Genomic DNA, 15036 nt, shown 5'->3' with positions numbered 1-15036 from the left:
AAACTAAATAATCCTTGTAAGAAGTAACCTTCGTTTAGATCCCATTGGCATTCTGCTAATATTAAAAATTGACATTTAGACCGAAGATAAAGCTGCGGGCTTGTGGGTAACGTCCGACATCAAGTCCATTGTTATCCATACCAATTTCTGGATCAAAACCAGTGTATTTTGTAAACGTAAATAAGTTGTTCGTAGTCGCATAGACTCTCACGTTTCCAAGTTTATATCTGTCAGTCAAAGATTTTGGTAGTGTATAACCTAATGTGACATTTCGGATACGAAGGAAAGAACCATCTTCAATATAGAAATCTGATGCATTAAAGTTTCCGTTGGCGTCTGAACTGGAGATAATAGGCACTTTCCCATTCGGGTTTTCTGGTGACCATGCATCTAGGATTCCTACTAATTTGTTGTATGAGGGACCGCTCGCGCTGTAGGTTGTTCTTTTGATGGCGTTAAATAATTTGTTCCCTTGTACACCTTGTGCAAAAATATTGAGATCAAAGTTTTTGTAATTCGCATTGAAGCTCAGACCGTAAGAAAAATCAGGATATGCACTACCGGCGTAATAGCGATCTTCTGGTCCGATCGAACCATTCCCATCGATGTCTACAAATTTGAAATCGCCCGCTTTTGCATTGGGTTGAATTTTTTGTCCATTGGCATTTTTGTAGTTATCAGCTTCTGCCTGACTCTGGAAGATACCATCCGTCTTTAATACGTAGTAACTGTAAAGAGGTTGGCCAACAGTAATTGTCAACGGAGCTAGCTCATTTCTAAAATTAGTACCTACTGCGATATTGTTCAATCCAGGAGCCAATTCTTGAACGTTGTTGGTTAATTTGGTTAGCGTCGCATTAATAGAGTACGAAAAATCTTTATTTTTAGCACTACTATAAGTTAACCCTAGTTCAATACCTTTATCTTTTACTAAACCCCCGTTAATCGTTTGTGTGCTCAAGCCCGCTGTTCCCGGAAGAGGTTTGGTTAAAATCATCTTATTTGTTTCTTTGACAAAATAATCTGCTACCAAGCTCAATCCATTCAAAATTCCAAGATCTAAACCTATATTGGTTTGTTTACTTTCGGCCCATCGCATATCCATATTGGGTAACACATTCTGAGCATATCCATTTTGTAGTTTTGGATTTTCACCAAAATAGGCATCGGCACGAATAAGAAGAGGGTTAACATCCAGTGGATTTAGGTTGGCTAGACCACCCAATTTACCGTAACTAGCTCTTAATTTAAGCTCGTTTAACCATTCTACAGATTTCAAAAAATCTTCTTTGTGTAGAGCCCATCCAGCAGATGTTGAATAATAGTACCGCGCTCTATTTTCTTTTAATGGAATTATGGATGAAGCATCTCTTCTGCCAATTAAGGATAGTAGGTATTTTTCATTGTAATTATAGTTCGCTCGTAGGAAAAGAGACGAAAGTGCTGTGGCTCCATAACCACTTTCTGACGGTTGTATTGTATTGGCGTTATTCAGGTATCTGTATTGTTTGGATTCGTCGTCAAAGCCGGTACCCGAAGCATTCAAATAACTACTTTTGGTTTTTTGAAAACTATAACCACCAGTCAAATCAAGTTGATGAACGTCAAATTTAGTCTTATAATTTAGCACTTGTTCGGCAAGGATATCATTTGCGTCACTCGCTCTTTCCACTAGACTATTGCTCAAAACGGGTTTCCCTATTTCAGGACGTTTTGGTGTAAAGCTTTTATATTTAATGTTCGATTTGGTAATGCTTAAGTTAGATCTGAACGTTAGGCCTTTTGCTAATTGGATATTGGCATATGGATTTACAACCAGGACACTGACAGGATTATTAATGTCTATGCGCATCAATTCTGCGACAGGGTTAATGATATCACCATAGTCGCCAGGGAAAGGTCCTGGCAAACCAGCAAAGCTCCCATCAGCATTGTAGGGCGTTCCATTGGTTGGATAATAAATAGCCGACAATAGCGCCCCAGTATAGTCGCTGCTCGTATTGGCGCCATTTCCATTGGTATTGCTGTAGGATAGATTTTCACCTACTTTTAACCACGGTGTAATTTGATGTTCTGAGTTTATCCTGAAGTTGTAACGTTGTGTTTTTGTATTGAGTACAATACCTTCTGCTTTACGGTAATTGAAGCTCAAGTAAAAATTTGACTTTTCATTTCCGCCATTTATTGCACCATTGTAATCTTGCAATGTCGCATTTCTAAATACTTCATCCATCCAATTGGTTTTTGTGACAAGCCCATCTGGATATTTTGTTGGATCGAAAGCTGGTAAAATGGCTGTTCCGCCATTTTTTGCTGCCGTTGCTGCTACCTCAGCGCGTTGTTCCGCATTTAAAGGCTGTAATTTACGCCATGCACTTTGTTGGCCGATTTTGGCATCGACACTGATCTGCATCTGTCCTTTTCTCCCTTTTTTAGTGGTGATCAATACCACACCACCAGAAGCTCTCGCTCCATAGATTGCTGCCGACGCGTCTTTAAGGACCGAAATGGATTCAATATCGTTGGGATTTAATTGTGGTGTACCTAAGAAAATCGAACCGTCAATAACGTAGAGTACATTTTCACCATTTATACCACCGGCACCCCGAATATTAATGCGAGGAGGCGAAGTTGGATCGCCACCTTCGTTTGTCACAATGACACCAGGAGATTTTCCAGCCAATACTTCTCCGACACTGTTTACCGATCGTGAGGATAATTTATCAAGGGAAACCACACCTATAGCACCCGTTAGTGTCTCTTTTTTCTGGGTTCCATAACCAACAACAACAACTTCGGATAGGGTCGAACGCTCTTCGCTTAGCGTTACATTTATAACTTCATTTTCACCAACAGAAACATCTTTAGAATGGAATCCGACCATCGAAAAAGAAAGTACGGCCTGTGGTCCAGCCTCGATTCGAAATGCACCCTTTGTATCTGTTGTGGTTCCTACCTGCGTACCCACTACTTTTACAGAAACACCCGCAATTGCAGTCCCTGTTGTATCTCTTACAAAACCGGTAACAATGCGGTCTGCCTTGATGTTTGCTTGCGTGTTCAGGATCACATAGTCCTCTTTTTCCACTGCATTGATTCCAAGCTTATTCAAGAGAGAGCGAACGGGTTCAGTTTTAAAGCTGCCGCTTAAGACTGTGTTCCGTTCTTGCAATAGATCGGGATTGTAAACAAAATGAAGGCCCGAAAGACTCTCGATTTTGTGGAGAATCACATCGAGTTTTTCGCCCTTGCTTATTTTGATGTTTACACTGCTTTTGTCCAAACGTTGGGCCATGCTTGGGGAGGCCATCAATGAACTGCAGAATACTGAAGTAATCGAAAATGCGATGCAGGGATACTTCATGATCCGGTAAAAAGAGAATTCTCTCTTGAATGCAGGTGTTTTCATTTTTTTGTAATAATTAGGTAATGAATTACGCATGGTGACTAAGATGTTTTAGGTAAATTTTTAGACATTATTTGTGGATTTTAAATACTTTATCCTTTTCAATCGTACTGTACTTTAGGTGATGCAGGCTGCAGATGATATCCAGTATTTCGGCCGGATTTTGTGTGCTATTGAATGTGGCTGTTGTTTTTAGAGACGTAAGCGATGTATCCTTTAAGATAATTTCAATGTTGTAGATATATTCCAGTTTTTTTGCGACCTCTTGTAGATTTGTTCCATCAAACGCTATGGCGACAGCTGTATTTTTTTCTACTACGCTACGTGAAGATTGTGCGGTTTCTTTGCTGTAACGTAGACTTTGGTTTTTGGTTAATATACCCAAGATTTTATCTTGTTGCTGTACCGCCACCTTACCGGTAGCAACGGTGACTTCGACTTGGTCGGAAGCCTGATAAGCTCTTATCCGAAAGGAGGTACCCAATACTTTAACCGCTAGCTTGGATGCAAGCTGTACCTGAAATGGGTGTTGTTCGTCGTGGGCAATATCAAAGAAAGCTTCCCCCTCGGTAAGTGCTATTTCACGGATATTTCCCTTGAACTTACTTGGATAGCTGATTTTTGAAGATGGTTCCATGATAATTTCCGAACCATCTGCCAATACAATCTTTTTATGTTCACCTGCAAGGGTTGTCGTGACGATCTGCGAAGATGGTGCGATAGGTTGATTATTTACTTTCCAATAAAGAAGTCCTATGGAAGCAATCATTAAAATAGCGGCCGCTATTTTGAATACAGGTGAATACGGCAGGGGAGCTCGTTTACTTTCCTTTTCTGAAATACCGGACTGGATATTGGCCAATAATTGTTCGCGCAGTGCTGCTTTGCGTTCCTGCGGAATTTTTTTTGATGCGTTATCCAGTTGGGCGTACCAATCTTCGACTTGTTTAATCTCGGCGGCGCTGGCCTCTCCATTTAAATATTTTTGCAGTAGCTGCTTTGCTTTTTCTTCCATCATTTGAATACATGTCACTTCAAATGGGAATTGGTACTAGTCGAAAATATTAGGAGTATATTAATTTATTGTTAACACTCAAAAAAATGTAGGAACTGCCTAAGAGAGGCTTTTTTTGAGCAGTTTCATGGCCGAGGTAATTTGATTCTTGACGGTTTGTACCGATACATTCAGCTCGCTCGCAATTTCCTTGATTGATTTTTCTTGCTTGCGGCTCATTGTGACGACCAGCCGCATACGTTCGGGAAGCTGCATTAAAGCTTCTTCAACTTTTTGCTGCGCATCTTTTAGGATCAGCAGGTCGTCCGCTGAATCAGCATATTGTTGGTTCATTAAAGTCGCTAGTTCGGCTTTGTGTCCATCTTTAACTGTCGTATTCCGAAAATGGTTGATTACTTTGAATTTTACAGCCCCATGTAGATAGGCTGCAAGGCCACCGGATATGATGACCTGCTCACGGTTTTCCCACAGCGAAATGAAGATTTCCTGGGTAATGTCCTGAGCCACATTTTCGTCACCTATTTTCTTAAAAGCTGCATCAAATATGGCTTCCCAATACAGATTAAAAATCTGTTCCATGGCAAAGTGGTCACCTTGCTTTAATGATGCTATCAATAATTCGCTCACAAGATCAGTTTTAATTGGACAAAGCTAATAACTCAGTATTCCTTTAAAGTTAATAAATCTTAAAGAGTATATTTTGTCTGTTATAAATTAATCTTGGGGATTTCTGCTGAAATTGAGCGGTATATTTTTATTCTTTATATTCCTCGCCTGTAGCGATGTCTATAAAATAGCTCTCATTCTGATTGTGTTCATTTTTATGCTGTACCCAACCGTTTGGATTGATGGTCATGTAGCTTTTGTTGCCGATTCGTTGTTTTGTCTTATTGTTGTATAAAGTATAGCGACCATCTTTATGTTCCTGTAATGCGAAGATTTGTCGTTTACCATCTAAGGTTTCAATATGTTCGAAATCGGGATTTATATCCCAAGTCTTTGCACTTGAATTCCATAGGCCTTTTGTAGGTTCCAGATCACCTCGTTTTACATCAATTAAATAAAGATCTTCTGATGAATCGATGTATTTTATTTTTCCGGTCTTCCATTTCTTCTTCATGGCATTTGAGGTGAGTAACATGTGTTTGTCTGGCCAGACCAAATTACCCACCTGATCCAGGATATAGAAATTCGGGGCTTTGATGGTGTCCAATAAGTTGCCATCTTTATCTATATATAGCCAATCATAAGCCCAGATGGCATGATCGTAGTTAAATCTGCCTAGAATAAAATAGGGCGAATTAGTCACCGAATAAACTAAGGATATTTCTTTTAGAAAGGCAATCTGTGTAGCATTGGCTTGTCTAATTTGTTTTGGAAAAGCTTTGTCGTATTGTGGAAAGGCATATATGCTGCCTGTATTATTGTCCTTTAGTAGTTTGGGGATTGCTGGGCTGTAGCGCTCCTGATTGATGGAATCGAGCTGTATGGCCTCATTTTTCCAAAGAAGGTCTATTTTGTCTATGCCTGTCAAAGCGGATAAAACCGGTTTTTTGCTTTGGATATCAAGGATGGCAAAACTGTTTGCTGATGCTGGAATATAACGTCCGTTTTCCAAGGGCATTTCAATGTGTTCTTCTATTTTCTTAAGTTTTTGATCTTTTAGCAGATACAGGTTCCCGTTGAGGATCAGGTGCTTGTCGCCTAAGGGGTAAGTTGCAAGGTTATACTCGTTCTCATCGTAAGGAATATCTTTTTTCAGCAGGACCTGATTACTTTCCAATACCCGTATTTCGAGCTTGACATAAGTAGCTGTTTTCTTGATATAACTGCTTAGGATATTCCAGTCCCATTTCCAGAAGGGCAATTTCTTTTCATATTCCTGGCGTTTCATTACGAGAGTCACCTGTTCGAGGTCTAAGAGCTGTAAATCTGCGTCGGAATAATGTTCGATAAATTCACCTTTGCTGTTAATGATCCCCGTTTGATCCTTTTCATTGGCTACCAGTGCATATCCTGTGGACGTGAAAGGCTGAGCCCAATGGAACTCTTGGGATAGCTTCTTATGGAATGCGCTGTCGACATAGACAAACTGCTTATTTTTGGTTTGATAGGGAATCCATTTAACCCGGTCATTTTTTGTGATTATGGCGGATTCCTGTGCACATGCTGTGATACATAGCATAGCTGTTATACTTAGCAATAATGATTTGATCATCCTTTTTTTTCTATAAATTGGACCTACTTGTTTGCAGCTCGCATGTTATTGCAATTGCTCTCGTTGATCGAGGCCGAATGCGAATCGTACACGCTCTGAAACGCGTTGGTTTCGAAGCTAAAGTAGTGGAAAACAAGCTTTAGAAAAATAGCCGATTTCAGTGATTATCTTGACGGCAATCAAGGGAGATTTAGTGTAATGAAAGTGAAATGGAATGCGGTATATTGTAAGTTATAGCCTGTTGGCGTGTAATATTAACCGTTGATTGGACAGATGATATCGGGAAGGAGTAGCGCTAATTTTGGGGTCGAGCCGATTAAATTGGTTAATCGGCTCAAATTTTGCTTATTGTTGAGCCGATTAGTGTGATCACTTTTTAGTAACCGGAACCAAAATAACCTCCCCTTTGTTGGTTTGGTACCAGTATTTGTTGCCCAGGTCATCTTCGAAATCATGGTTTACTCGCGACTTATCAACCTTTCTGAAGCTTTTTACATCAGGGCCATTGAATATTTTATTTCCAATGAAAATGTGGTTCGCGTCTTTTGCTACAGCGAACTTGAGAACCTCGAAGGTTTTCGGATCTGCTTCGGCAAATAATTGTTGCTCGTAATAGACATGATTTTTGTCGCGCGACCAAAGGACTTTTCCATTTGCCCCTTCCAATAGCTCGAAACTTTCGGCATCCACCGCTGCATATTCAAATTTCTTACCCAAGATAATCACCAATTGGTCAATGATTACTGTCTTATCATTAAGGAATTTTATGTTGTTTGACGAGGGAAGTTCGATCTCCAGTATGCCGATGTTTTGATAAGGCTCGTAGTAGAGCAGTATTCGGTCATTCAGTAGTAGATAGGCTATATTGAGAGCCTTAACGTTCTCTGTTTTATAGTGGAGCGGAAGAATCGCCTTGTCTGTTACTACGAAAAGCTGATTTTTATCTTTTACAAAATTACTGTTAACTACGTTGAATGAAGCATAGTCGACGTTCAGCGGTTGATACCTATAAAAGTAATGTGCTTTATCTTTAGCTAGTGCTGGAAGGTGATGATATAACGTTGTATACGTTGCAGGATCGGCACCTTCGATAATTGTAAGCTGGTTTTGATTGCACGTTGAAGTAGCCGAAGCAAAACCTTCAAACTTGAATACATGCTCCTGATCGATTGGAATGTTGTTTTTCAGTTGAAAGGTCTTTACATCGACCAGCTCTTGCGGGCATCCCATAAAATAGACGTGATCTTTATCGCGGGCATAGACCTCTTTGATCACAGCAAAACTTGCCAGATCGGCAACCATCTTTCTCGAACCTCGTTCAAAGCCGTTTCCGCCCGGTATAAAATAAATCGCACCGCTCTTTTTGTAGTAATCTTCAGACAAAGGACTCACTTGCTCTTTGCAGGAAAAGAGCAGACCTATCAAAGCACTTATTATTCCCATTTTTAAGATATTTTTCATACTCGCCAACGTTATACTTTATCGCAATTATTGATTATTCATTGATGTAACGCACCGCAAAATCGATCCAGTCTGTAATAGATTCATCCAGATAGATGTCTGGCTGTATACCTATATTGTCAATTGGATATTGTGGTAGTCGAGTAGATCGGTAGGTCGGCAAAAGGAGCTGGTAGTTGTCGCAACCAAATTTGAACTCACGTATAGAGCCATAATCAAGGGCGCCCATACTCGGGGTTCCCATGATTTTTACTTTTTTGCTCTGGCGGGAACTGAATAAAAAATTCTCCGCTGAACTGGCTACATTTCTATTGGCTAGGATAATGACCTGTTGCGGACTCTTTTTATTAAGGACAATCGTATCTATGATCACCTTCTTGTCACCATACAGTACAAATTTTCCGATATTCTCCCTGTATTCCCGCAGATCTTCGTCAATTCTCTTTACTTCATTCAGAGAATCCTGCTTGATATTCTTGATGGCATAATCACGCAAACCATTGACTAAGGTTTGTGTCGCAAAAAACTCAACACTCATAATCCGGATGGGATTAGTTAAGATGTAAGGCAACAGCGGCTGGTATACATCGTCCGTTCCACCACCGTTGTTTCGTACATCTATAATAAGTCCTTTACTGCTTTCGATCTTTTCTTTGTTTTTTTCGATCAGCTCTTTGAAAGGGGCTATGTTTTCATACCCGAAGCTTGAGATCTTAATATAAAATATATCGGGACTGATCGATTTTGAACTTATTTCCTCTTCTGGTTCTGCCTTTGGGGTTTCGGTACTTGTCTGTGGAGCATTTTTCTTTTTGGAAAGATCATCTAAGACAATGTGTTCATCGTGGAAGAAGTCAAGATATTCCTGCAAAAGTTGCATACAGGTCCCATTTGAAACCAGCAAGCTTTTCTTCGTTAATATATTTTTTTTAGCTTGATACAGGTCCTTATTCTGCTTGGTTTTTTCTGGAAAACCAGGGTACTCGCTCTCTATTTTTATAATTAATTGCTTAAGTGACTGTGAGCAGTTGCAGGTGGTTTGACCATATATTGGTCGAACAAAGAAAACAAGACAAAAGATGAGGAATAATTTGGTATTGGTCATGGATATGGTTGTTAAAATTAATGCAATTTAAGAAATAGCGTATTCTCTATAGCTTAATAATTGAATAGCCTAAAAATAGTAGAAATATATAATTGATTCGTGAGTTGTTTACAATTCGCAGCATATATTTATAATTTGTAAAAGCCGGAAATAAATGGTCGTGTGTTTATGTACAGGCCGATATCCTTTATTTAAAACTTTAATGATAAATAATATTTTGATTTGGTTTTGTTTATTTATATATTTGTATATATAAACTATATTAATGTATTCTATTTTGTTTTTCTTTTAATGGGAAAACAAAGTGTTTTATCTGTCTATATTGCCAGCGACGGGAAACACTTTTTCGCTAAATGAATGATTTGAATACATGTTGATTTAAATGCTGGTATTTCCTGAAAAGCCAAGGGGCGAACGTCTATATGTAGTAATGTGTTAACCCCTCTTTAGTCTCCTTGGTTGTAATACTGTTTTTTTTACAATAAAGTATTGATTATTTGCAATAATGATCTGTAACAGTCTGATCTGTTGGGGTAATTTATTGTGCCAAATTTTTAATCTTAAATCATTTAGTATGGAAATTAATAGCCAATTAATTATCGATCGGCTTTCTCAGCGTATGGATCTCGATCGTGCCTATCTTTTTAAATATCAGTTTCTCGGTCAGGAGTATTATCATTTGCTTCTGGCGCTCAAGCATGTGAGCGGGCTTTCACCGAAGGTCTTAAAGCCTATTGTGGAATTATGTTTAATGGACCAGAAGAATATTTCCTTTGAGCTGGTGCCAATTGCTGAAATGCTCAGTAAAGTCAAAGTGGGGAGTCTGTATTATTCCTATGCCTCCCTACCTAAAAATACCGTTCATCAGGCTGGTAGCAAAAAGAGCCCACCCCTTCAAGCGAAAGAGCTAAAAAGTGTTCTAGAAATAGCTGATGAATATTACCAGAAGCTCTTACCTATTTCAGCGGGCTTCTTACAGGGGGCTGAAACATTTGGTCAACAGGGCAACTATCAAAGGGCTGTATTTATGTTACATCAAAGTATGGAAAACCACTTGCGTTTTTTACAGCTAATGATTGACGGAAAAGCCAATAATGTACATCATGTTAATAACAGAATTAAAAGCCTCAATGAGCATTTTTCCATGTTAAGGGAGTCCCTTGTCGGAAAGGATGAGGAAGAAAAGAAACGTTTTAGATTATTGGACAGTGCCTTTGATGCGGTGAAACAAAACAAGGACCTCGAAATCTCCGCCTTTGATGCCTCCTGGCTTTATGAGCATTGCAAGTTTGTTCTTCATACAATTGAACAGCTGTACTTGAGTTTTATGGAAGGCCTTAAAATGGGCTATGAAAAATTGTTGGCAATAGCGGAACAAAAAGTCGCAAATAAAAACGTCGAAGTTGCAGTAGGTAATCTGGCGGCGAAGGAGACTACATTATCGAATGCCACGACCTCGCAGTTTCATGCATTTCCTTGGCCGGAGCGGTATAAGGCAGATATACTTCATGTGCTGGCTCAGATTCGTCAGGAGAATAATCCCGAACAAATGATGCTGCTCAATTATTACGTAAGCGATGCACATGGAAAAGGACTTTTTCATTTTCCTGCGGTGGAAAATGAAAAGGCAGAAATCTACCTTGCAGTAATAAAAAAGAAAATAGGTCACTGTCATTTTCGAAAAATCGTTTATGGTCGAGTTACTGCAGTTGTAGCTTTTATGAGTACAGATTTCCTGGCAACAAAACTGGATCTGGGCAGCCGTTTCTCCCATACCATCTGGAATGAATCTGTTGTTGTTTACCGTCGTCCGAGTTATAAGCCAACATATTCCGTTTCTCCTGTCAATTGGCATGATACATTGTTTAAGACATCCATTTCATGGACACGCAATTCAAAACTCATGCAGGATCTGCTAGGTGTATTTGCTTTTGAAGGACTTGCTAGTCCACAATTGGCTGTATTATTTTTAAATCAATTGACTTCAATTGGACTATACAGTTATCTCTACCTCCGGATCGGTTATGCCCCAATGAATGTGACTATAGCCGATCTGGTAGACTGGACCTGTATCTGTGATAAAAAAGTGAAAGAGTTTTTTACAACCAGAGCTGATATAGAAGAAATATTGAATGCAGAGTTATTAAAACAGATGAAAGGGCGGGTCTATGAGCTTCCTTCACAATTAGCTCAGCTTGATATGGACTACTTTAGGTCAAAAGCGAGAGAAATTACAGATTTCTTTGTCGATCTCTGTGGTCAGAGCATACGGTATATGGAGCTGAAATCGGAGGTTAATTTCAATAAGCACTAAAGAAGGATCTATGGGAAATAATGTTGAAAATCTGGGGCTAGCAACAGATGTTGCTCCGATTATACCTGACAAAGAGAAGAATAGCTTTATTATTCCCTGGGAAAACCGGGAGGATCTTTATATTTCATCAGACTACTTTCTTAAGCTCTATAAAGGAGAAATACCACTGGAAGATTTCCGTCTTTATAGTTACAGCGTTAGGATAATCAAAGTCAACAAGTTTAAATGGTCACTTTCTCTAAGAAGAGACGGAAATTATAAAAACAAATATCTCAAAATTGATCTCGAGATCAAAGAAATCGGATTGAAGGTTAAGTGTGATTGTAAAAAGCATCATGATAGTCTGTGTGATTATGTAATTATTGGGCTTTATCGTAAGTTTTTACTCAGTAATAAATTCTTACATGATTTATATGCAAAAGACATTGCCATCCTGCCCGAAAGTCAGCATAAGTTCTTTCAATTGGGTATTTCTAGACTATATTACCGCAATGATAAGGTTTGTATTGAAAACCATAAGCAATTTGGTCAGGTATATAATTATTTCGACCACCAGGAGCTTGAATCGGAATTGCTAGATGCAGCATCTGAAAATCGATGGCTGGGACAGCATGGGGCGCCTTTCCCGGATTTTATGTATGTTATTCCTAGTGAGCGTCAGGTGGACGGACTGCCCTTTTTAATACCTTTTGAAATAGACAGTAAGATAAATTATTTAGGAGAATTTGGTAATGAGTTGGCGAATTTTGCTGATAGTGATGTCTTAAAAATCGATTTATGTCGTAAGATTTTAGCCTTTTCCAAAAGTCCACAAAGACAAATAAGGGATAGGGAACAAGATAACCTGCGAAATGACTTTGATCATGTGGAGAAGGATTTTATCGTCAGTGCTTGGCGTAAACTTTTGGAAGGAAAATCGGATCAAAGATTACGTGTTGCCTTTGTCGATAGGAATAATTTTAAAACCACAATTGAAAACTTTAAATATCCATCCAAATATCGTACAACTTATCGGAATGTGATTTTGGCGGGCGATGATCTTAGCCTGAAATTTCATTTGAAAGAATATAGCGATCACCTGCTTCTATCGTTAATTCTTGTCTACAAAGGAGAGGAGTTGAAAGACTATACATCCGAATGTCGGTCCAATTTCTTCTTTATCAATCTAAATGAAGATGAGTGTCTTTTTGTTGATAATCTACAAAAGGAGTTTCTATTACGTTTCTTTCACAGTATTTCCACTAAAATAACGGTGTTAAAGAGGGACTATGAAGACTTCTTTACGCGTATGTTGATTCCATTGTCAACATCCCTTCATATAGACCTTGAACCTTTAAACAAGGATACAGTTTTTATTTCTAATACCGCTCATCATGTGCCGCAATTTAAGGTTGTGGTGGAGAAAGACGACGATGATCATTTAAATTTCGAATTGAAAGCTATGCTGAGTGAAAAGGAAGAATATGTAATTCCATATGGAGGAAACTTGATTTTAAAATCGGAAAATGGAACCTGCCTATATACTGAGCGAGATCTTGTTGGCGAGAATGAGTTTAATACCTTTATTGAAGCACAGTTGCCAAATTTGAAAAGTTGCAGCAATAGGATGGTTAAGCGCTTGGAATGGCAGGGGTATAGCAACAGAAATAGACTGTATGAATTTATAAAAAAATGTAAGAGCAAGGGGTACAAAACTATACTGAACAATATTTCAAAGGGAGCTTATTTGCTGCCGCACCAACTGAAATGGGAAGTATTGGATATTCGTCAGGACAATAATGTATTTTCCATTTACATGATTTTCAAATTTGGAACTATGATCTATTTACCGGGAGAGTTTGAAGAAAAGATCGTAAACGACTACAGTAGCATTCAATTGGCGGACAAATCTTTCGGATATATCAAAGCCTCAGATAAAGCATTATTTGATGTGCTGTTTAATTATGCGGTTGTTGAAACCGACTGTCTTAAACTCACTTCAGCCCAATTGCTATCTTTCCAAACACTGCTGGATCGAATTGATCCCCGTATTATTCAAAATAGCCTAGCGGAACGTCGAAAGAAACTGTTGAATACGGATGAAATAGCCTTGTTGGATGTTCCGAAAGAGATCCAGGCAGAGTTGCGCCCTTACCAACAGGCAGGGTTTAGCTGGATGGTATTCTTAAGCGATTTTCAATGGGGCGGTATCTTGGCTGATGATATGGGATTAGGGAAAACCTTACAGGCAATAACGCTTTTGGAATATTTCTATCAAAATAATCCAAAGGCAGCCCCCTCAATTATTATTGTACCCAATTCCCTGCTATTCAATTGGCTGGCAGAATTTAAGAAATTTTCCCCAAATCGTCGGACAGCTATTTATCATGGACAAAAAAGGAGGGAAGTCACAGAAATAGAGAACGAATCCATCTTGATTACAACCTATGGAACAGTTATGATGGAGCTTGATTTTCTTAAATCCCAGTCCTTTAGTTACATGATTTTAGATGAGTCGCAGGCGGTGAAAAATCGTAATTCAAAAAGATTTAAATCGCTTACTGAGCTAAAATCCTGCTATCGCATAGCGATGACAGGAACACCTATTGAAAATGGCGTGGAGGATATCTATGCACAAATGAGTATGGTCAACCCGGGTTTTTTTGGAACTTATGGCAATTTTAATAACACCTATCGGGGGATCAAAGATGAAAATACAGCGCAAGCAACCGTCCTTGGCCTCCAAAAGATGATCCAACCTTTTATTCTTCGGCGTACAAAAAAACAGGTTGCTTTGGACCTTCCTGAAAAGACCGAAACAATTCTGTATATGGATATGCTTCCGGAGCAAAGGAAAATATACGATAAGGTCAGAAAAATATTCAAGGGAGAGATTGAAAATAATCTGAATAACGCTGATTCCACGAAATCCAAATTTTGGGCGATCGAGGCGCTGCAAAAACTACGGCAGCTTTGCAACTCGCCCATTCTGATGAAAGATGGCGGCTTCGGTCATGAATCTATTAAATTGGATTTTATTGATGATATCATGGATGAAGTAGCTCCAAATCATAAGATTCTTCTCTTTTCGGCGTATACTTCCATGCTTAAGCTGGTGGCTCAACGAATCGAAAATAAGGGAATAGCTTATGCCTACCTTGATGGTAAGATGAATCAAGATCAGCGGCAAAATGCGGTCGAAAGATTTCAGAACGAGGACGAATGCCGTGTGTTTCTCATCAGCCTTAAAGCGGGAGGAACAGGATTAAATCTAACGGCTGCCGACTATGTCTATATTTTGGACCCCTGGTGGAATCCTGCTGCCGAAGCACAGGCGATAGATCGTTGTTATCGAATAGGGCAAGAAAAGCATGTGATGGCTTATAAGATTGTTTGTCGGGATTCCGTTGAGGAGCACATCTTATCCCTTCAAGAAAGTAAAAAACGAATATCCGAAGGACTGATTTTAGATGAGGCCAATCTAATGAAATCGATCAGTAAAGATGAGCTGCTTAAATTATTTGAATAACCAATTGTA

Annotated in this window: 8 protein-coding genes; 2 read left to right on the top strand and 6 right to left on the bottom strand. The window is 39.0% G+C overall.

Translation table 11 applies throughout. The annotated features are described in order from the left end of the window. Positions 1-61: 61 nt before the first annotated feature. From GVK91_RS18180 to GVK91_RS18155, 6 genes are all read right to left on the bottom strand, one after another. Positions 62-3442, bottom strand: coding sequence for a TonB-dependent receptor (locus GVK91_RS18180; RefSeq protein ID WP_235032954.1), 3381 nt, complete (start codon positions 3440-3442; stop codon positions 62-64). A 34-nt stretch (positions 3443-3476) separates the two neighbouring features. Next, positions 3477-4424 (bottom strand): FecR family protein, encoded by a 948-nt coding sequence (locus tag GVK91_RS18175; protein WP_159730648.1) that lies wholly within the window; start codon positions 4422-4424, stop codon positions 3477-3479. Positions 4425-4520: 96 nt separating this feature from the next. Then, complete coding sequence (locus GVK91_RS18170) at positions 4521-5048, bottom strand: RNA polymerase sigma-70 factor (RefSeq protein WP_112373850.1); 528 nt, start codon at positions 5046-5048, stop codon at positions 4521-4523. 127 nt (positions 5049-5175) lie between these two features. After that, positions 5176-6639, bottom strand: a complete 1464-nt coding sequence (locus GVK91_RS18165) for a hypothetical protein (protein ID WP_159730646.1) — start codon at positions 6637-6639, stop codon at positions 5176-5178. A 369-nt stretch (positions 6640-7008) separates the two neighbouring features. Then, complete coding sequence (locus GVK91_RS18160; RefSeq protein WP_153847464.1) at positions 7009-8100, bottom strand: DKNYY domain-containing protein; 1092 nt, start codon at positions 8098-8100, stop codon at positions 7009-7011. 34 nt (positions 8101-8134) lie between these two features. Further along, positions 8135-8980: a S41 family peptidase gene (locus GVK91_RS18155; protein ID WP_159730644.1), complete on the bottom strand. Its 846-nt coding sequence runs from the start codon at positions 8978-8980 to the stop codon at positions 8135-8137. 799 nt (positions 8981-9779) lie between these two features. Here GVK91_RS18155 and GVK91_RS18150 point away from each other — a divergent pair. Then, on the top strand, positions 9780-11519 hold the full coding sequence (locus tag GVK91_RS18150; protein ID WP_153847104.1) for a hypothetical protein: 1740 nt from the start codon (positions 9780-9782) through the stop codon (positions 11517-11519). Positions 11520-11529: 10 nt separating this feature from the next. Then, positions 11530-15027, top strand: a complete 3498-nt coding sequence (locus GVK91_RS18145) for a DEAD/DEAH box helicase (RefSeq protein WP_159730642.1) — start codon at positions 11530-11532, stop codon at positions 15025-15027. The last annotated feature ends 9 nt before the right edge of the window (positions 15028-15036 follow it).

The sequence above is a fragment of the Sphingobacterium sp. 18053 genome (assembly GCF_902706145.1).
Lineage (GTDB): Bacteria > Bacteroidota > Bacteroidia > Sphingobacteriales > Sphingobacteriaceae > Sphingobacterium > Sphingobacterium paramultivorum.
The sequence above is the reverse complement of the archived record's forward strand: the minus strand, read 5'-3'. Positions and strand labels throughout refer to the sequence as shown.

Bases quoted from the DNA above. Each gene is read 5' to 3' on its own strand.
- GVK91_RS18180 (WP_235032954.1), bottom strand. From the start codon at position 3,442: ATGCGTAATTCATTACCTAATTATTACAAAAAAATGAAAACACCTGCA.
- GVK91_RS18175 (WP_159730648.1), bottom strand. From the start codon at position 4,424: ATGATGGAAGAAAAAGCAAAGCAGCTACTGCAAAAATATTTAAATGGA.
- GVK91_RS18165 (WP_159730646.1), bottom strand. From the start codon at position 6,639: ATGATCAAATCATTATTGCTAAGTATAACAGCTATGCTATGTATCACA.
- GVK91_RS18160 (WP_153847464.1), bottom strand. From the start codon at position 8,100: ATGAAAAATATCTTAAAAATGGGAATAATAAGTGCTTTGATAGGTCTG.
- GVK91_RS18155 (WP_159730644.1), bottom strand. From the start codon at position 8,980: ATGCAACTTTTGCAGGAATATCTTGACTTCTTCCACGATGAACACATT.
- GVK91_RS18150 (WP_153847104.1), top strand. From the start codon at position 9,780: ATGGAAATTAATAGCCAATTAATTATCGATCGGCTTTCTCAGCGTATG.
- GVK91_RS18145 (WP_159730642.1), top strand. From the start codon at position 11,530: ATGGGAAATAATGTTGAAAATCTGGGGCTAGCAACAGATGTTGCTCCG.